At 64.0% G+C, this 17808-nt stretch carries 26 protein-coding genes; 11 read left to right on the forward strand and 15 right to left on the reverse strand.

What is annotated here, in order from left to right:
- Window positions 1–112: 112 nt before the first annotated feature.
- Complete coding sequence (locus AC1RWI_RS20050; RefSeq protein WP_043344176.1) at window positions 113–1366, reverse strand: Hsp70 family protein; 1254 nt, start codon at window positions 1364–1366, stop codon at window positions 113–115.
- 137 nt (window positions 1367–1503) lie between these two features.
- The gene (gene hisN / locus AC1RWI_RS20055) at window positions 1504–2295 is read right to left on the reverse strand and encodes a histidinol-phosphatase (protein ID WP_043344173.1); all 792 of its coding nucleotides are present in this window, start codon (window positions 2293–2295) and stop codon (window positions 1504–1506) included.
- A gap of 382 nt (window positions 2296–2677) precedes the next feature.
- Between hisN and AC1RWI_RS20060 the strand changes: the two genes are divergently transcribed.
- From AC1RWI_RS20060 to AC1RWI_RS20075, 4 genes are all read left to right on the forward strand, one after another.
- Window positions 2678–3316 carry a cytochrome b/b6 domain-containing protein gene (locus tag AC1RWI_RS20060; RefSeq protein ID WP_052494429.1) on the forward strand — a complete coding sequence of 213 codons (639 nt, stop codon included), beginning with the start codon at window positions 2678–2680 and terminating at the stop codon, window positions 3314–3316.
- 69 nt (window positions 3317–3385) lie between these two features.
- Window positions 3386–4159: a molybdopterin-dependent oxidoreductase gene (locus AC1RWI_RS20065; protein ID WP_043344170.1), complete on the forward strand. Its 774-nt coding sequence runs from the start codon at window positions 3386–3388 to the stop codon at window positions 4157–4159.
- A 61-nt stretch (window positions 4160–4220) separates the two neighbouring features.
- Window positions 4221–4511: a pentapeptide MXKDX repeat protein gene (locus AC1RWI_RS20070; RefSeq protein ID WP_492868253.1), complete on the forward strand. Its 291-nt coding sequence runs from the start codon at window positions 4221–4223 to the stop codon at window positions 4509–4511.
- A 425-nt stretch (window positions 4512–4936) separates the two neighbouring features.
- On the forward strand, window positions 4937–6439 hold the full coding sequence (locus AC1RWI_RS20075; protein WP_043344162.1) for a tripartite tricarboxylate transporter permease: 1503 nt from the start codon (window positions 4937–4939) through the stop codon (window positions 6437–6439).
- Between the two features lie 111 nt (window positions 6440–6550).
- Here the strand turns inward: AC1RWI_RS20075 and AC1RWI_RS20080 are convergent, their stop codons facing one another.
- Complete coding sequence (locus AC1RWI_RS20080; RefSeq protein WP_043344159.1) at window positions 6551–6772, reverse strand: hypothetical protein; 222 nt, start codon at window positions 6770–6772, stop codon at window positions 6551–6553.
- A 218-nt stretch (window positions 6773–6990) separates the two neighbouring features.
- A complete protein-coding gene (locus AC1RWI_RS20085; RefSeq protein WP_006157962.1) occupies window positions 6991–7128 on the reverse strand; it encodes a hypothetical protein in 138 nt (45 codons plus the stop codon).
- A gap of 223 nt (window positions 7129–7351) precedes the next feature.
- On the opposite strand from AC1RWI_RS20085, the gene AC1RWI_RS20090 reads away from it, so the two are divergent.
- Together AC1RWI_RS20090 and AC1RWI_RS20095 are read left to right on the forward strand one after the other, a co-directional pair.
- Window positions 7352–7621 carry a hypothetical protein gene (locus AC1RWI_RS20090; protein ID WP_043344156.1) on the forward strand — a complete coding sequence of 90 codons (270 nt, stop codon included), beginning with the start codon at window positions 7352–7354 and terminating at the stop codon, window positions 7619–7621.
- 110 nt (window positions 7622–7731) lie between these two features.
- Window positions 7732–7974, forward strand: a complete 243-nt coding sequence (locus tag AC1RWI_RS20095; RefSeq protein WP_043344153.1) for a hypothetical protein — start codon at window positions 7732–7734, stop codon at window positions 7972–7974.
- A 27-nt stretch (window positions 7975–8001) separates the two neighbouring features.
- On the opposite strand, the gene AC1RWI_RS20100 is transcribed toward AC1RWI_RS20095, so the two are convergent.
- Window positions 8002–8202, reverse strand: coding sequence for a hypothetical protein (locus AC1RWI_RS20100; protein WP_043344151.1), 201 nt, complete (start codon window positions 8200–8202; stop codon window positions 8002–8004).
- Window positions 8203–8685: 483 nt separating this feature from the next.
- Between AC1RWI_RS20100 and AC1RWI_RS20105 the strand changes: the two genes are divergently transcribed.
- The 3 genes from AC1RWI_RS20105 (at window position 8686) to AC1RWI_RS20115 (ending at window position 9622) form a co-directional block, all read left to right on the forward strand.
- Window positions 8686–8991 carry an isochorismatase gene (locus AC1RWI_RS20105; RefSeq protein WP_492868256.1) on the forward strand — a complete coding sequence of 102 codons (306 nt, stop codon included), beginning with the start codon at window positions 8686–8688 and terminating at the stop codon, window positions 8989–8991.
- Window positions 8992–9065: 74 nt separating this feature from the next.
- Window positions 9066–9287, forward strand: coding sequence for a translation initiation factor IF-1 (infA, locus tag AC1RWI_RS20110; protein ID WP_006157957.1), 222 nt, complete (start codon window positions 9066–9068; stop codon window positions 9285–9287).
- Between the two features lie 80 nt (window positions 9288–9367).
- The gene (locus AC1RWI_RS20115; protein ID WP_043344149.1) at window positions 9368–9622 is read left to right on the forward strand and encodes a hypothetical protein; all 255 of its coding nucleotides are present in this window, start codon (window positions 9368–9370) and stop codon (window positions 9620–9622) included.
- A 66-nt stretch (window positions 9623–9688) separates the two neighbouring features.
- Here AC1RWI_RS20115 and AC1RWI_RS20120 read toward each other — a convergent pair whose 3' ends face one another.
- From AC1RWI_RS20120 to AC1RWI_RS20145, 6 genes are all read right to left on the reverse strand, one after another.
- Entirely contained in the window at window positions 9689–10063 is a 375-nt protein-coding gene (locus AC1RWI_RS20120) for a hypothetical protein (RefSeq protein ID WP_043344146.1), read from the reverse strand.
- Window positions 10064–10278: 215 nt separating this feature from the next.
- The gene (locus tag AC1RWI_RS20125; protein ID WP_043344143.1) at window positions 10279–10563 is read right to left on the reverse strand and encodes a hypothetical protein; all 285 of its coding nucleotides are present in this window, start codon (window positions 10561–10563) and stop codon (window positions 10279–10281) included.
- A gap of 95 nt (window positions 10564–10658) precedes the next feature.
- A complete protein-coding gene (locus tag AC1RWI_RS20130) occupies window positions 10659–10982 on the reverse strand; it encodes a hypothetical protein (RefSeq protein ID WP_492868259.1) in 324 nt (107 codons plus the stop codon).
- 192 nt (window positions 10983–11174) lie between these two features.
- A complete protein-coding gene (locus AC1RWI_RS20135; RefSeq protein WP_043344135.1) occupies window positions 11175–11459 on the reverse strand; it encodes a hypothetical protein in 285 nt (94 codons plus the stop codon).
- A 61-nt stretch (window positions 11460–11520) separates the two neighbouring features.
- Entirely contained in the window at window positions 11521–12423 is a 903-nt protein-coding gene (locus AC1RWI_RS20140) for a trypsin-like peptidase domain-containing protein (RefSeq protein WP_043344131.1), read from the reverse strand.
- A gap of 97 nt (window positions 12424–12520) precedes the next feature.
- Entirely contained in the window at window positions 12521–12724 is a 204-nt protein-coding gene (locus tag AC1RWI_RS20145; protein WP_006157950.1) for a cold-shock protein, read from the reverse strand.
- A gap of 335 nt (window positions 12725–13059) precedes the next feature.
- Here AC1RWI_RS20145 and AC1RWI_RS20150 point away from each other — a divergent pair, with 335 nt between their 5' ends.
- Both AC1RWI_RS20150 and AC1RWI_RS20155 read left to right on the forward strand, forming a co-directional pair.
- The gene (locus tag AC1RWI_RS20150) at window positions 13060–13299 is read left to right on the forward strand and encodes a hypothetical protein (RefSeq protein ID WP_043344128.1); all 240 of its coding nucleotides are present in this window, start codon (window positions 13060–13062) and stop codon (window positions 13297–13299) included.
- 193 nt (window positions 13300–13492) lie between these two features.
- On the forward strand, window positions 13493–14371 hold the full coding sequence (locus tag AC1RWI_RS20155) for a lipid A biosynthesis lauroyl acyltransferase (RefSeq protein ID WP_043344124.1): 879 nt from the start codon (window positions 13493–13495) through the stop codon (window positions 14369–14371).
- 39 nt (window positions 14372–14410) lie between these two features.
- Here AC1RWI_RS20155 and AC1RWI_RS20160 read toward each other — a convergent pair whose 3' ends face one another.
- From AC1RWI_RS20160 to AC1RWI_RS20175, 4 genes are all read right to left on the reverse strand, one after another.
- Window positions 14411–14605 (reverse strand): hypothetical protein, encoded by a 195-nt coding sequence (locus tag AC1RWI_RS20160; RefSeq protein WP_043344120.1) that lies wholly within the window; start codon window positions 14603–14605, stop codon window positions 14411–14413.
- A gap of 118 nt (window positions 14606–14723) precedes the next feature.
- Window positions 14724–15758: an alpha/beta fold hydrolase gene (locus AC1RWI_RS20165; protein WP_492868262.1), complete on the reverse strand. Its 1035-nt coding sequence runs from the start codon at window positions 15756–15758 to the stop codon at window positions 14724–14726.
- Window positions 15759–15798: 40 nt separating this feature from the next.
- The gene (locus AC1RWI_RS20170; RefSeq protein WP_043344115.1) at window positions 15799–16782 is read right to left on the reverse strand and encodes a glutathione S-transferase family protein; all 984 of its coding nucleotides are present in this window, start codon (window positions 16780–16782) and stop codon (window positions 15799–15801) included.
- A 36-nt stretch (window positions 16783–16818) separates the two neighbouring features.
- Complete coding sequence (locus tag AC1RWI_RS20175; RefSeq protein ID WP_492868265.1) at window positions 16819–17790, reverse strand: alpha/beta fold hydrolase; 972 nt, start codon at window positions 17788–17790, stop codon at window positions 16819–16821.
- Between the last annotated feature and the right edge of the window lie 18 nt (window positions 17791–17808).

Raw genomic sequence — 17808 nt, forward strand, 5'->3', positions numbered from 1 at the left:
GCCTCTTCGAAAACGCGAATTCGCGAAGATGGGACATTAGCATGCGGGGATGAATGCATGAAGGCCGGCGCAGGGCGCCGCCCTTCATGAGGTACTGCCAGATTCGAGGCGCCTATCCGAACTTGCGCCGGGCATCCAGCGCCAACCCGGAGCCAATGCCGCCAAACAGATCGCCCTCGATCCGCTGCGCCCCCGGGATCAGCTCGGACAGCCGCTCGCGCAGCAAAGGCACGCTGCTGGACCCGCCGGTAAACAATACGGTGTCGATCGCATCCGCCTGTACGCCCGCATCGCGCAACAACGCCTGCACCGTGACCTCGGTCTTGCCAACCAGCTTCGCAATGGACTGGTCAAAGTCGGCGCGGCTGATCGCCATGGTCTCGCCAGGGGCGATGCGCCCCAGGTCGAGCTGCGTCTGCGGCTCGCCCGACAAGGCGATCTTGGCGGCTTCCACCTGGATCGCGAGCCAGTGGCCGGCGCGCTGCTTGATCAGGCTGATCAGGCGGTCCAGCTTGACCTTGTCGGCGGCATCGCGATAGTTGTCCATCACGTGCGACCACGCCTTGCGGGTGTAGACCAGGTTGATGGTGTGCCAGCTCGCCAGGTCGAAATACTGCCCCGAAGGCATCGCCTTGCCGTTGCGCAGCTCGCTGCCCAGGCCCAGGAACGGCATCACGCTCGCCAGGCTCAAGCTCTTGTCGAAGTCCGTGCCGCCGATGTGCACGCCGCCGTTGGCCAGGATGTCGCCACGCCGGTCGACCTTGCCGGCCCGCTCGGGTGACAGGCGCACCAGCGAGAAGTCGGAGGTGCCGCCGCCGATGTCGGCCACCAGCACCAGTTCCTCGCGCGCGATCGTGGCTTCATAGTCGAAGGCCGCGGCGATCGGCTCGTACTGGAACTCGATGTCCTTGAAGCCGGCATCCGCCGCGATCTCGCGCAGCGTTTGCTCGGCGAGCTGGTCGGCCTTGGGGTCTTCGTCGATGAAGAACACCGGGCGGCCCAGCACGACCTTGTCGAAGCTGGCGCCGGCCGACGTCTCGGCGCGCTGCTTGAGCTCGCCGATGAAGTGCGAGAGCAGCTTGCGAAACGGCATGGCCTGCCCCATGACCTCGGTGCTGTCCTCCATCATCGAGGTGCCGAGCAGGCTCTTGAGCGAACGCATCAGCCGGCCTTCATAGCCCGCCAGGTAGTCGCCAAGCGCGGCGCGGCCGTAGCTGACCAGCGGATCCTCGGAATGGAAAAAGATCACGGAGGGCAGCGTGAGCTTGCCATCTTCGAGCGGCAACAGCGTGGGTTGTCCCGGCCGGCACCAGCCCACCGTGGAATTGGACGTGCCGAAATCTAGGCCGCAAGCGTTTGACATCATGTTTCTGGTTTCTTCCCTACTGCATGGTTAGGTCCGGGCCGGGATGGCCGTGCTGGCGGGGCCGCTTTTTTTCCGCGCCGGACGTTGCGGCCAGCATGATAGCAAGCCCGGCCGGCGCCCCCGGGCGACAGGAGTGCTCAAGCAGGCGCATTCAGCAGCGCGATTATCTGCTGGTGCAGCCGCGGGTCGCCGCAGGCCACCACGGTGCCGCCCTGCTGCGCATCCCCACCGGTCCAACTGGTCATGACGCCGCCAGCGCCTTGCACGATGGGAATCAGCGCCTGCACGTCGTAGGCCTTCAGGCCGGCCTCGACCACGGCATCCACATGGCCCGCCGCGACCATGCAGTAAGCGTAGCAATCGCCGCCGTAGCGCTGCATGCGGGCGGCGTCCGCCACGCGGCGAAAGGCGGCGAACTGCGCCGCGTCCTCGAACATCTCCGGCGTGGTGCACATCAGCTTGGCCTGCGCCAGGTCGGCGCACGGCCGGGTACGCAGGGGCTGGCCGTTGAGCCATGCCCGGCTGCCATCGCCGCTGAACCGCTCTCGCGTAAACGGCTGGTCCATGATGCCGATCACCGGGCGCTGGCCGTCGTTGAGCGCGATCAGCGTGCCCCAGAGCGGCAGCCCGGTGATGAAGGCACGGGTGCCGTCGATGGGATCGAGCACCCAGGTCAGCGGCGAGGTGCCGGCCACGCGGTCTTCTTCTTCGCCCAGGATGCCGTGCTCCGGGTATTTCGCCAGGATCAGGTCGCGCATGGCGCGCTCGGCTGCCTTGTCGGCCGCGGTGACCGGGTCGAAGTGCCGGCCGCCCTTGTCCTCTACCGCCGGGGCGCTGCGGAAGTACGGCAGGCTGGCGTTGCCGGCGGCCTGAGCGAGGCCTGCGGCGAAGTCCATGTATTCGATAAGCTGCTCTGCGGTCAAAGGCATGCGGAGATCCTGGGGTCCGGGGATGGTGTCGGGGCGGCGGCATGCGGCTGCGGGCAGGCCGGGCCGCGCGCGGTGGGACAGCGCTGGCTGCGCGGCCCGCCAGCATTGTAGCGGGCCGTGGGGGCGGGCATCGATCGCCTTTGGCGTCTCGCGGGCGGAGTGCTAATGTCGAGAGTGCGGGTAGCCGTCCATGCGTCGCCCAACAGTCCGTACCTTCTCTCGCCGAGCTCGCTGAGTGACTCCGGGGATACCTGCTGCCGACGTGCCCGCGTGCCAGAAAAAATCTCCATCCCGCGTGTAAGTTCGTGCCACCGCCGTCGACAAAGGCACATAAACCGTAGCAGCCGCACCCGCAAGCGCCACGGAACATTGGAGAAAGACGGTGGATACAGCCTCCCAGCTATCGCGGCCCGCACACGGCCGCCGCGGACAAAGGTCCGCCTCCATCCAGCCGGCATGGGTGCGCATCACCCATTGGCTCAACGCCATCGCCGTCATCATCATGGTGATGAGCGGCTGGCGCATCTATAACGCGTCGCCGCTGTTCGGCCTGCATTTCCCCAAGGGCATCACGCTCGGCGGATGGCTGGGCGGCGCGCTGCAGTGGCACTTCGCCGCCATGTGGCTGCTGGTCGCCAACGGGCTGTTCTACTTGTTGATGAACGTCCTCACCGGACGGTTCCGCCGCCGCTTCCTGCCGTTGTCGGTGCCCGCCGCGCTGCGCGATATCGCCGCGGCGCTGCGCGGCCGGCTGGCGCACCCGGACCTGGCTGAATACAACGCGGCCCAGAAGGCCATGTACCTGGGCGTGGTGGTGGTCATCGTGGTCACGGTGCTGTCCGGCCTGGCGATCTGGAAGTCGGTGCAATTCCCGCTGCTGCGCGACCTGATGGGCGGCTATGACGCGGCGCGCTGGGTCCACTTCGTGTGCATGAGCGCCATCGTGCTGTTCATCGTGGTGCATGTGGCCATGGTGGCGCTGGTGCCGCGCACGCTGCTGATCATGCTGCGCGGACGCTGATCGACGGCCGTACTCACGCAAACGCATCCAAAAGACCGAATCCACAGATCCGCATCGCGGAGAACTGCCATGAACAAGTCCAAACCCATTGCCACGCTTGACCGGCGCCTGATCCTGCGAGACGCCGTGCGCGAACTCGATATGCCATCGCGCCGCCTGTTCGCCAAGCGCGCCATCACGCTGGGGGGGCTGTCGATGCTGACGGGCTGCAGCCTGAGCGACGACGCCTCGGTGGAGCGCTTTCTCACCGCGGTATCGCGCTTCAACGATCGCGTGCAAGGCTGGCTGTTCGACCCCAAGCGGCTCGCGCCCACCTACGCGGAGTCCATGATCACCCGGCCGTTCCCGTTCAATGCCTTCTATGGCGAGGACGAAGTGCCCGAGGTTGATGGCGCCGACTTCCGGCTGGAAGTTGGCGGCATGGTGGCGCGCAAGGATCCGTGGACGCTCGAGCAGCTCTACGCGCTGCCGCAGACTTCGCAGGTCACGCGCCATATCTGCGTGGAAGGCTGGAGCGCCATCGGCAAGTGGGGTGGCACGCCGTTCTCGGAATTCCTGCATCGCGTGGGTGCCGACACCAGCGCAAAGTACGTGGGCTTTCGCTGCGCCGACGACTACTTCACCAGCATCGACATGCCCACCGCGCTGCATCCGCAGACGCTGCTGACCTTTACCTACGACGGGGAAAAGCTGCCGCCCAAGTACGGCTTCCCCATGAAACTGCGCATGCCGACCAAGCTTGGCTACAAGAACCCCAAGCACATCATGGCGCTGTACGTCACCAACACGTATCCCGGCGGTTACTGGGAAGACCAGGGATACAACTGGTTCGGCGGATCCTGATCCGCATGAAATTGGCCGGCATGGTGCCGGCTTGCACACTGACCACCCCAAGGAGATCTTCATGAACAAACTTTTCGCAGCTACCCTGCTCTCGACCACGATGCTGTTTGCGGGCCATGCCTTCGCCCAGGACGCCATGAAGAAGGATGCCATGAGCAATGACAGCAGCATGGCCAAGGACACCATGGGCAAGGACAGCATGAGCAAGGACAAGATGAGCAAGAGCCACGACAAGATGAGCAAGGACAAGATGAGCAAGGACAAGATGGGCAAGGACAGCATGAGCAAGGACGCCATGAGCAAGGGCTCGATGGGCAAGGACGCCATAGGCAAGGACTCGATGAAGCAGTAAGCTGTGCGCCCGCTTGCCTGCCAGGCGAGCGGCAGGCCATGTGACAACGCCCCGGCTTTCGTCCGGGGCGTTGCTTTTCGGGCGCGAGGAATCTCCGGCATCACTCGGGCATCACTCGGGCATCATTCGGGCATCATTCGGGCGTCACTCGGACGTATCGGGACATACCCGCAGCGGCCGTCACTGAAAGGCGGATGAAAGCACTCGCGCCTACTGTGCTTGGTAAGCCATTGGGGTGCGCCTGAGCGCGCGCGCTTGCTGTCGATGACGATCCGTGGCGGAAACCAGCGTGGCCTCGCACCGCGCCAGCTTCCTCCGATTCGCGCGCAACTACGCAAAAAATACCGCGCGTAGCCTAGACCGCCGTGCCTGCCTTGCCGCAGATGCGCGGCCTGGGTTTCACTGCAGGCGAGGGAGACAGCCTCATGGAACTATTCGAACACCTGGCCCTTGGGTTCTCCACGGCGCTGACACTACAGAACGTTGGATACTGCTTTCTCGGCTGCGTGCTGGGAACGCTGATCGGCGTGCTGCCCGGCATCGGGCCACTGGCGACCATCGCCATGCTGCTGCCGGTGACTTACACGCTGCCGCCGGTGGCCGCGCTCATCATGCTGGCCGGTATTTACTACGGCGCCCAGTACGGTGGTTCCACCACCGCCATCCTGGTCAACCTGCCGGGTGAATCGTCATCGGTGGTGACCACCATCGATGGCTACCAGATGGCCAGGCGAGGGCGAGCAGGGGTGGCGCTGGCCACCGCCGGCCTGGGATCGTTCTTCGCCGGCTGCGTGGCAACGCTGATCCTGGCCGCGTTTGCTACGCCGCTGTCGGAACTGGCCTTCAAGTTTGGGCCCGCCGAGTATTTCTCGCTGATGTGCCTGGGCCTGATCGGCGCCGTGGTGCTGGCTTCGGGCTCGCTGCCCAAGGCGGTTGCCATGATCGTGCTGGGGCTGCTGCTGGGCCTGGTCGGCACCGACGTGAACTCGGGCGCGGCGCGCTTCTCGTTCGACGTGCCGGAGCTGACCGATGGCGTCGACTTCGTCGCGCTGGCCATGGGCATGTTCGGCTTTGCCGAGATCATCGCCAACCTGGAGCAGAAGGAAAACCGCGAAACCTTCACCGATCACGTCAGCAACCTGTGGCCCTCGAGAGCGGACTTCAAGCGCATGGCGCCAGCGGTGCTGCGCGGTACCGCGCTCGGCTCCATCCTGGGGATCCTGCCCGGCGGCGGTGCGGCGCTGGCTTCCTTCGCGGCCTATTCGCTGGAGAAGAAGACTTCCAAGTACTCGCATGAATTCGGCAAGGGCGCCATCGAAGGCGTGGCGGGTCCGGAATCGGCCAACAACGCGGCGGCGCAGACCTCCTTCATCCCGCTGCTGACGCTGGGCATTCCGCCCAACGCCGTGATGGCGCTGATGGTGGGCGCGATGACCATCCACAACATCCAGCCGGGCCCGCAGGTCATGACCAGCAACCCCGCGCTGTTCTGGGGCCTGATCGCCTCGATGTGGATCGGCAACCTGATGCTGATCATCCTGAACCTGCCGCTGATCGGCATCTGGGTCAAACTGCTGCAGGTGCCTTACCGCTACCTGTACCCGGCCATCCTGGTGTTCTGCTGCATCGGCGTGTTCTCGGTCAACAACCAGACCTTCGACGTCTTCACCGCGGCTGGCTTCGGTGTGATCGGCTACCTGTTCATCAAGCTCAAGTGCGAGCCGGCCCCGCTGCTGCTGGGCTTTGTGCTGGGGCCGATGATGGAAGAGAACTTCCGCCGCGCGCTCCTGCTGTCGCGGGGGACATTCACCGTGTTCCTGACCCGTCCGTTGTCGCTTGGCCTGCTGATCGCAGCCGGGCTGCTGGTCTGCATCGTTGCCCTGCCGTCGATCAAGGCCAAGCGCGAGGAAGCATTCCAGGAGGAATGACGCCGGCATGGCGACGCCGCCGCGGGCGCAGACAGTGCACGTGGCACGGCAAGGCCGCGCAACCACGCCAGCATCTTTTGGAAATGGCCGCTCAGGCCTGTGGTTTGTTTGCTAGGCCACGCTGCGCGCTTCCGCGCGGTCGTGGCCGGCCCAGGTCAGGCGCCACCCGGAGGTAGCGGTCTTCGCGACCAGGCCCGAATCCTGAAGCAGCAGTAAATGGTGGCTGAGCTTGGATGCATCGGCATTGCCCAGCGCCTTGGCGAGCTGGAGATCCGTCATCATCGCCTGGCTGTCAGCGCGCAGTGCCGTCAGCACGCGGTCCGCGAAGGACATGTCACGCCTCATCTTGCACTCCCGGTGTCTCGAGAACGCCCCGGCGGCAGCTTGTCACCGCCACCGCCGCGGGTGAGCGTCAGGTGCCGAACGGGAGCACACCGGTAGCGATGGCACCCCGGGCTTCTTGCCGCAACGCAAGACGGCGCGGTCCAGCCTGACGTTCCGTCTCAGTTGCACTTCAGATGCGCAATATTTGCGCTTTACTCGCACCTTGATTACTTCTTCTTGCCTGCTGCGCCATCATTGCCGACGCGCGACTGGACGGCACCGAACGGTGCCGCGGGTGCGACCGGCTTCTTGGGTTGCTTGGGCTTCTTGGTTTCGCGATTGCCGCGTAATTGACCTTTGGCCATGGTGTGTCTCCACGAGTGGGTTACTGCATTGCGTGCCATGCGGCAGATCCAGCATACCCGCTTACTCCAACGTGCAGGGAAATATCGCGCGAGGTGCCTGCGCTTTGCCGAAGCGGGAAAATCGCCAGCGGCCGCCGGTTGAAAACCACGTGCCATTGCACCGCCAAGTAAATCGGACGCCACCAGGCAAACAGCGTATGCTCGCTGCAGAAAGGAGATCAACATGCCTCAAAATCATGCGATCTACAAGGGATTCAAGGTCTCGGCCAATGTACGCCGCTCGCTCGACGAAAGCGCCAATGACGAACTCGCACGGGCGAGCTTTCTCGCCACCGTGACCATCACGCAGGTCAGCGGCGACAGCGGCTCGCTCAGGCTGGTGCCACCATTGCTCGAGCACGTCGCGCGCACACCGCACGATGCCATCGACCTGGCCGTGTCCTATGCCAGGACCGTCATCGACGACATGTCCACCTTCGTCAAGCGCAAGTAAACCCGCCCCCTCGATTCGCCCGGAATTGCAGTCCATCGCGCGGCCGCCCTGACCGGCCTGGCCGCAGCCACGCCCAGCAAGATTTCCCCACGAAAAGACAGGAGACGACCATGGACCGACAGATCAAGAACAAGGCGGAACTGCGCGCCATGATTCGCGCCGAGCAGCAGAAATTCGCGGAATGCAGCGGCGCCTGCTTCGGCGACGTTTGCTGGCATGCGCCGGACGCGGGCGGCTGCAACTGGAATCTGTCCACCATGGAAGGCGGCGACAGCGCGGCCTGCATCGAGAAGATCCGGCCGTTTACAGCCACGCTGCAGGCGCAATACAACATTCCCGACGAGGGGAAGTAGGGCGGCCAGGCGCCTGGTGCCACTTGACTAGTGCCCCAGGCGCTCTATCCGGGCCTTGGCGTTCTCCAGTGCATCCGCCATGGCAAGCTCGCGGGTGCCAAACGCCGCGCCCTGGTTTTCAAAACGGCCGTGCGTATCCAGCGTATAGACCCAGTTCCATTGACCGAAGGTGCGCTGCGTCAGTTCCAGGTTGACGTAGTGGCCCTGATGGAAAAAACTCTCCGGCATCGATCACCTCGCTCAATTGCGACCTGCCCGGCGTCGGGCACCGGCCTCCCCGGATACAACGGGTAGCGCCTCGCCGCGCCAACGCCACGAGGGGCGCTATGCGCAACACCATATCCATCGTACGCGCAAATCCTCGGGCGAGCGCTGATTGACGAAAAATGGTATCATTTGCAGTCTTGGCCGTTCGCCGACCCTCTTCTCGTCGGCGCGAACGTGCCGGCTGCCAGACATCATCAAAATATTAACGGCGGCCTGTCGGGCGTACACCCGATTCGTTCAGGGCGACAACCGCCCATCACCCTCCCGACCCGGCGGCATGTCCGCTCCGCAACCTGTGCGCATGTACCTGGCGCATCAGCCTGCGCAAGCACGGTCCACTCATCACCAGCTACCTTTCTCGCGCAAATGCGCGAGACCTGCCGTTGCTGGACAACGCAAACACGGCGACCGATCGCCAGAAGAGAGCACGCGGCGCACCACAAGATGCGCTCAACGCTGCCTCAGATCGTCCGCCCGCATAAGGGCAACACCTTGAATCAAAGCACCAATAACACCAATAGCACCAATGGCGCCACGCGCGCCAATCCGTACACCGTGTCGGTCTACCCGATACAACAAGAGCCAGGCGTGTGGTTTGCGACCTACCTGATCGCCGAATACAAGAATGGCTCCGAATGCATCGTCGCCAACGTCTCGATGCGCCATGCCACGCATGGCACCGAAGCCAAGGCTAAACAGGCCGCCCGACGCGCGGCCGAGAGCGTCGCTGCCGATATGCGCCTGCAATAAGCCGGCCACACGAAAAGCAACCCGCATGCGTCTCAACCTACCGTGCAGCAAGTCTTGCTGCAAAAGGATCATCGTTGGCTAAAGAAGAACTAGTGGAATTTGGTGGGCAAGTATCGGAAGTACTGCCGGACAACCGTTTTCGCGTCATCCTGGAAAATGGTTTCCAGGTGTGGGCCTATTCGTCCGGCCGCCTGAAGAAGAACCGCATTCGTATCCTGGCCGGCGATCGCGTCACACTGGAAATGTCGCCCTACGACCTGACCAAGGGCCGGATCAACTACCGCCACAAGTACTGATACGGGTTGGCCGGATACGCTACCGCGCCGTCAGGCTGTTGGCCCGCGGCCCCTGCCACCCTCTAACGAAAGGAAGAATCATGTCGATCAGCGAAGAATGGGAAGAGATGCACCTGACGCCAGGTGGCTGGGTAGGCGGAAGCTATCGTCACGTGCCGGGACCGGAAGTCACGGTGGTGCGCCCAGCGGATGACGTGCTTACCGTGCGCAGGCATGTATGCGCAACCTATTGCGGCCCGTCGCGCACCACGGAAGACAGGACACCGCAAACCGAGGACATGGCGTTGATTGAATCGCTGCTGGCCCGCTTCGGCAGCCCGGCATTCGGCGTCTAGCGGCGCAGTCCGGACCAGCACAATCTCCCGGGCGCTCCCCGCGCCCGTGCCAGGAAACGCGACGGCTCAGCCAGGAAACCGCATGCGCGGCATGCTGACGCCAACGCGCGAACCAACCGGGCGCAATTCGCCCTCGAAAGGCTGCGCGCCCAGGTCCAGCACGTAGTCTCCTTCGCCAGCCTTGTCATAGAGGTGGTCACGAATCGCTTGCCCGATCGCAAGCCGGCACAACGCCTCGAAGCTGTCGACCATTTCGCCCGTCAAGGCCGCCTCGTCGGCCTGAACCCCGAATGAACGCCTGCCGTCGCCGACGAAACTGGTGAAACGCACGCCCGTCGGATGGCTGGAATCGAGAAAACTGACGGCTACATGGTAGGCGATGCCCTTGCCTTGCCCCGGTAGCGTGCAGAGGAAATTGGATGGTGTGGCAACCTTGTTCATGACGTATGCGCTCACGGGCCGGCGCAAGCGCGCACGGCGGGTTTTGACAGGTAGACCGGCAGGGCGGGCATTGCACGGCGCGGTCCCGTTTCCTCTTGCTTCCCATTGCCTGGCGGCGGCCGGGCCAGCCCTACGATACCAGCTGGCACCACCACCAGCATAACGGCAAGCGCGGGCAACGCCGCGCTACTGGACCAGATCCTGCCGGCGCAGCGTTACAGCGTAGCGACAGACTCCCCGGGGATCAGTCCGTTAATAATATCTTCACCAAACTTCACGGCCCCCCTGCGCGCCGTGCCGATATTTTCCCAAGGCGTGCTTTCCAGGCGGAACACGCGCGTGCGTTCACCGCCGGGCCGATGGCCTTCGCGGCAGATCACCACGGACGCATTGAAGCTGCGATCCGGCTTGGTCCTCGGCCAGGATTGCGCGGGCTGGATCTTGTACACCAGCGGATAGAGGTCGAAACCCTTGTAGCAGGCGGAAGGCGTATTGTTCATGTGGTGCTCCAGGCGGCTGGATGCCGCAACTGGCCTTGTGCCGGTTCGCTTGCAATGGACAATGTCGAGACCCAATGCGCCAGCGCGCGGGCAAGCTAGGGAGCCATCAGGCGATCGACGACAATCACGATCGCTTTCCCTGGCTTGTCCTGCTTGCAATGGACGCCAAGGCGTGCGCGCAGATACCGGTCAAGGCTGCGTTGTAGTTGATATAAGGCGCCCTGGTCCGCATTGCTCAATTGCTCTGCGACGTCCTGCGCCATCTCGATTTCAAGCGCCCTGGCTGGCCAGGTAAGACTCCCGGCATCAGGGATCTGCCAGTTTGCCGTCACCGCGCGTTGCCCTGCCGGCCAGATCCTGACGTCTTGCCCGGTGATCTCGTCAAGGACGGGCTTTATGAAGGCAACAAGATCTAGCATGACGCCGCACCGGCGACCGATCGGCGCGCCGTCGCTCCGACGGACAAGCAGGACATCGCGCGGACCTCGTCAAGTGGCGACGATGCAGCGGTGGCTGGCAGCTCGGCCAAGCCATGGACGGGCGAGGACATGGCAGGCGCGCCTGCGTCATCCTCGTGCAACGACGGACATTGCCGCATATCGCTCCAGGCGTCAGAGCGAAACGACGGATTGCCCGGGAATCGCGCCGTTGATGATGTCCTCGGCGTAGCGAACGACACCACGACGCGCAGCGCCAACGTTGTCCCACGGCACCGTGTCGAGGCGGAACGTACGGGCCTGCGTTCCCTCGGGCTCGCCACCTTCGCGGCAGATCACGACGGCGGCATCGAAGGTGCGGTCTGGCCTGCGTTCCGGCCAGGTACGCACCACGGCGTGCTTGTACACGAGAGGGTATAAGTCGAACCCTTTGTAGCTGGCAATCGGATTGACGTCCATGATGCACTCCACAGTTCCACCGAGTCCCACTCTACTCCTATTGAGCGCCGCTCCATGACCTTTATTTTGGCCGAGCGGGCAGGACTGGCGCGGAAGCGGGAGCGGCCGCCGGGACAGCCGACGGCGTGGCTGCGGCATTGCCGACGGCGGCGCCAGCGGTAACGGGTGGCGTAGCGGCGGCGGGAGTGGCGGCAGCACCAGGCGCGGTCCGTGCGGGCTTTGCCGCCACAGGCTCGGTCAGGGTCAGCAGCATGTCCGCATACCAGGCAGAGTTCAGCCCGAGCACTTCGTCCTCCGCCAGGTCGCGCGAGCCGACGTCGAAGCGAGCGGAGTGGATGCCAAGCAGCATCCACGGCAGGTCCAGCTTGTCGCCCCGGCCATCGCGCATGCGCGAGACCACGAGCGCGCCGCTGGTGCCGCGGTGCGTCCTGGCATCGGTCAGGAAAAAACCCTGGCCCTGAAAGCGCAGTCCGTACGCGGATGCGACCACGGCCTGGCGTGCAACAGGCAGATGATGGAGCGCGTCATGAAAACCCAGTGGAAATCCAACGATCAACAGGGAGTCGCCCACCTCGACGCGATCGGAAGGCTGAGCCAGATGCTCCGGCGTGAAAGCCCGGTAAAGCAGCTTGGGCGGCAACGCCTTGCGCTCGATCTCCACCACAGCGACATCGACCGGGCCGCCGCCGTCCTCGCCTTCGCGCCAGACGGCAAGCCCGTCACGGTACAGCGGAATCGAAAAGCCGATCGAGTCGGCCATGTTTTCCGGCTGGCTGTGCAGTTCGATCTCGATACGGTCCGGGTGGTGCTTGCTTGGCTCGTCGAACACCACATGGCGGCTGGTCACCACAAAGAGCCGGCCATCGCGCTCGAAAAAGAATCCGCTCGCGTTGCTCAGCGGCTGCCGGCCCTCGAAGGACGAGACCCGGACGGCGGCCAGAAGGATGGATTCAACCATAGGCATGATGTCTTATGCGCTTGCGCACCTCGATGATTCCCGGCCGGTAAAAAAAAAGCCCCGCTAAGCGGGGCTTTTTTCTAGGCGATTCGAATCGGCTCGATTAGATCGGCTCGATCTTGGTCGCTGCGGGGCCCTTTTGGCCAACGCCTGCGACGTAACGCACTTTCTGGCCTTCTTGCAGCGACTTGAAACCGCCGCCTTGAATTTCCGAGAAATGCGCGAACAGGTCGTTGCCGCCTGCGTCAGGGGTGATGAAGCCGAAGCCCTTGGAGTCGTTGAACCACTTGACGGTACCGGTTTCCATGCTGGATATCCTTTAAACCTTAAAAGTTCTGGATGAGCCTGATGCTCACCAGGCATGACGATCAAGGAAGGAACATGGAGCAAACGAATCGCCGCTTGGAGGGGACGATCCATAACATCTGAGTAACCGCTTGAAAGATCCTGCACCAACGTTTATACAGGGATGGGATAGGCATGTCAACTCACCGAAGAGAAAAGTGCCTCATTGATTGCAAGCACGGTCTTCTCCACGCCTCGCGCGCGCGCCCACGTGCGTGAACAGACATAAGCTTGCGGCGGCGGTTTATAGCAGCATGAACGTGCTACAGTCACCCACCTTCCGCCGCCGGATTCCGCATGTCGCCTTGCCCAGCCTGCCTCGCCATCGACACCAACCGTGGTGACTCGCCAGGCCACGCGTTGCTAAGGATCACCGACACGCAGCGCATCAAGGTGCCGCGGCGCCCTGCGATGACGGTCAGCACCTTTGTGTGCCAGGCCTGCGGCACCGGCTGGATCTATCGCGACGGAAAGAACGTCGACGCGCAAGGCTGGCAACTGGCGCCGCAGCAGGCCCCGGTCCCGGACCTTCAATGATGCAGGCTCGCGCCAGCATCGAAGCGGCGCCATAGCACCACACCAACAAGACGAAGACGGGCCCGACAGGCCCCGCAAGCCCGGCAGCTGGCACCACCGCTGCCGCGTCTTTCACGCGAGACGGCGCCGCACGCCCACACCAGCTGGCCGCGGCGGCACGCATCACGCCACGCGGCACCCCTTCAGGAACAGGATGACCCAGCGCATCGGACTATTTTTCACCGTCAGCCTGCTGCGTTTGCTCGCCGCCTTGCCCTATAGCGTGTGTGCCCGCGTCGGCATGAGCCTGGGCGCCCTGCTCTATCGCATTCCAAGCCGGCGCCGCAGTGTCGTCCAGACCAACCTGCGGCTTTGCTTTCCCGACCAGAGCGAAGCGCATCGGCATGCCCTGGGGCAGGCGCATTTCAGCCACGTGATTCGGAGCTACCTGGAACGCGGCGTGCAATGGTATGGCTGTGCCGGCAAGCTCAATGACCTGGTCGAGCTGGAGTCCGCCATCGAGCTCGGCAACACCGAGGCCGGGCCGACCATCTTCCTGGGATTCCATTTCGTGGCGATCGAGGCCGGCTGCATGTTCTACTCGATCAAGCATCCGGTGGCCTCGCTCTACTCGAAGATGTCGAACCCGTTGCTGGAACAACTCGCCAAGCGGCAGCGCGCCAGGTTCGGCACGGAGATGATCCCGCGCAATGGCAGCGTGCGCCAGGCCTTGCGCACGCTCAAGTCGGGCACGCCGCTGATGCTCGCGGCGGACATGGATTTCGGCTTGCGCGATTCGGTATTCGTGCCGTTTTTCAACGTCGCCGCTTGCACGCTCACCTCGGTGTCGCGTCTCGCCGCGCTCAGCGGCGCGCGCGTCGTGCCCTTCACCACCTCTGTCCTGCCTGGCTACCGCGGCTACAAGCTGAAGATATTCGATGCGCTGGCGGGCTACCCCTGCGGCGACGAGAAGGCTGACGCGCTGCGCATGAACGCGTTCCTGGAGCAGCAGGTCCGCGCCATGCCGGAGCAATACTACTGGGTGCATCGCCGCTTCAAGCACCGCCCCGAGGGCGAAGCGCCTGTCTACTGAGATGCCTGGCGCGGCGCGAGCGCGCCGCCCGCGTTCCCTTCAGCCTTCGTAGCCATCCAGGCCCACGCGATAAAGCGTGGCGCCGACCGTCTCCAGCAATGCGCGCGCCGCGTCGGAAAACGGCTCGCTGGCAAGCAGCGCGGCCAGGCCGGCCACGGCGTCGTCCACCGATAGCTCCACCGTGTCGTCGTTGGCGATGCGCTCGAAGGTGCTGATCACTACTGTCGGATCCATCCAGATTCCCCTGCAAAAGTCGAACTCTGCCGCCCGGGCCTGATGCCCAGGCTAGCCAGCTGCGCGCATGGTAGCACCCCGGCACGGCCGGTCAGCGCTTTGGCGGCAAGGCGCCGTGCTACCGGTTTGCCGGCAACGCCGCCAGGCCATCCAGCAGCGCCTTGTGGAACGCCACTGGATCTTGCATCTGCGGCGCGTGGCCCAACTCGGGAAACTCCACCAGCCTGGCGTTCGGCAGCGCCTTCAAGGTGCGCTGCGCCAGCACCGGATAGTTGCCGACCTTGGCGCGGACCTCCGGCGGTGCCGTGTCCTTGGCGATGGCCGTCGTGTCCCTGTCGCCGATCAGCAGCAAGGTTGGCGTCTTCAACGCGCCCAACTCGTACACGACCGGCTGCGTGAAGATCATGTCGTAGATCAGCGCGGAGTTCCAGGCCACCTGCTGCTTGCCCGGGCCGCGGTTCATGCCCGCCAGCATCTGCACCCAGGGCTCGTACTCGGGGCGCCATGTGCCGACATAGTAGGTAGCCTGTTCGTAGCTGCGGATCTTGTCAGCATTGGTGGCAAGCTCACGGGCATACCATTGGTCCACCGACAAGGACGGCACGCCCAACGCCTTCCAATCCTCCAGTCCGATCGGGTTGACGAGCGCAAGCTGCTCGGTTTGCTGCGGGTACATCAGCGCATAGCGCATCGCCAGCATGCCGCCCGTGGAATGCCCGATCACCGTCGCCTGCCGGATTCCGATGGACTCCAGCAAGGCGTGGGTGTTGCGCGCCAGTTGCTGGAAACTGTATTGATAGTGCGCCGGCTTGCTGGATTTGCAAAAGCCGATCTGGTCCGGCGCAATGACGCGATACCCGGCCGTGCTGAGCACCTTGATCGTGTCGCCCCAGGTCGCCGCGCAGAAGTTCTTTCCATGCAGCAACACCGCGATGCGGCCGTTGGCATGCTCGGGCTTGATGTCCATGTAAGCCATGTGCATCGCTTCGCCTTGCGAGGTGAACGCGAACTGCTGGACCGGCGCCGGATAGTCGAAGCCTTGCAGCTCGGGGCCATACACGGGGCCATCGTCCGTGGCCGCCAGCGCGGCCGGCGGGACGGCAACGGCTGCCGCCGTGAGCAAGGCAAGCAGGAATTGGCGATGAAACGTCATGAGCATGGTCTCGGCTATCGAAGAAAAAAAGACGGCGGCATTACGCGGCCAGCCGCGCGCGCTCCGGCGGCGCGGCAAAGTCCAGCACAGGCCCTGCCGGCACCACGCCGCTCGGGTTGATAGAGCGGTGGCTTTCATAGTAGTGGCGCTTGATATGGTCGATATTGACCGTCGCCGCAATCCCCGGCAACTGGTAGATGTCGCGCGTAAAGCCAGACAGGTTCGGGTAGTCGGCGATGCGCCGCAGGTTGCACTTGAAGTGCCCCACGTAGACCGCGTCAAAGCGCACCAGCGTCGTGAACAGGCGGATGTCGGCCTCGGTAATCTGATCGCCCAGCAGGAAGCGGCGCGTGGCGAGCCGCGCCTCGAGCCAGTCGAGCGTGTCGAACAACGGCGTCACCGCTTCTTCATACGCGCCCTGCGTGGTGGCAAAGCCGGATTTGTAGACACCGTTGTTGAGCGTGTCGTACACCCGTGCGTTGACTTCGTCGATTTCCGCGCGCAGCGCCGCCGGATAATAGTCGCCCGACTTGGCGCCAACATCGTCGAAGGCGGTGTTGAACATGCGGATGATCTCCGACGACTCGTTGCTGACGATGGTTCCCCGCTGCTTGTCCCACAGCACCGGCACGGTGACGCGCCCGGTGTAGTCGGGATCGGCGCCAGTGTAGACCTGGTGCAGGAGCCGCGCGCCGTTGACCGTGTCCGGCACGACGCCCGGGCCCTCGGCGAACGTCCAGCCCTCGCCGAGCATCAGCCAGTGCACCGTGGAGACGCTGATCATCCCCTCCAGCCCTTTGAGCGCGCGCATGATCAGCGTGCGGTGCGCCCACGGGCAGGCCAGGCTCACGTACAGGTGATAGCGCCCGGCCTCGGCCTTGAAGCCACCGGTGCCGCTTGGGCCGGCGGCGCCATCGGACGTCACCCAGTTGCGAAAGGCGGCGTCCTTGCGAACGAAGCGCCCGCCGGTGGATGCCGTGTCATACCAGCGGTCTTGCCATTTGCCATTGACGAGCAGTCCCATTTCGATACTCCTTCTGATGCGGTGAGGTACGCGTTCTTATTCGGCGCCGACGGGTTGCGACGGCGCATTGATGAAATGCACGATAGCCGGAATGGTCTGCCCCGGCGCTTCCTCCATCAGCCAATGTCCCGAGCCCTTGACAATCACGCCTTGCACATTGGTGGCAACGAGGCGCGCCTGGTCGATCAGGAAATTGCCAGAAGCCTTCTCGCCCGCCAGCACCAGCATGGGCATCGGCAGCGGGTGCTTTGCCAGCGCCGCGAAGTCTTCGGCATCCTGCGGGAATGCACGGAAGAACTCGAATCCCGCGCGCATCCGGCCCGGCCTGGCATAGTTGGCGGCGTAACGCTGGCGGGCGGCTTCCGGCACCGAGTGCTTGGGGTCGGCGGCGAAGTCGTTCCAGAAGTGTTCAAAGTAGGTGCGCTCGCGGCCCTTCACCAGCTTTTCAGGCGTGTCGCCGTAGAAGTTGAAGTGCCACTTGTCGCGCAGCAGCCAGACCTGTTGCCAGTCGCCCACGCCAGGCAGGAACGCGTCCATCAGCGTTACGCTTTCCACTTCGTCCGGGTATTGCGCGGCGTAGGCATAGGCGACCATCAGGCCGATATCATGCCCGACGATGTTGATCTTGCGGTAGCCGAGCGTCTGGACCACGGCGTGGATGTCCTGCGCCATGGTCTTCTTGTCGTAGCCCGACTGCGTAATCGCCGACCCGCCCGCGCCGCGCAGGTCCGGTGCGATGACGGTGCGCTTGTCGCCAAGCTGTGCCATCAGCGGCAGCCACATATGGCTGGATTCCGCATAACCATGCAACAGCACGACCGGTGTGCCGCTGCCGCGCCCGGACTGCAGATAGTGCAGGTCAACGCCATTCGCGTTGATCGTGTGCTGCTGGATCACAGCGTCGCCGCCAGGTTCTGCGGCATGCACGGGCGGCGCGAGCGCGCCGAACACGCCAAACATGAGCAATGCGGCGCCAGCGTACCGTGCCATACGGTGGATGAGGGCCATGACTTTTCTCCGGTGATC

Source organism: Cupriavidus sp. MPR-AND1C (genome assembly GCF_058809705.1).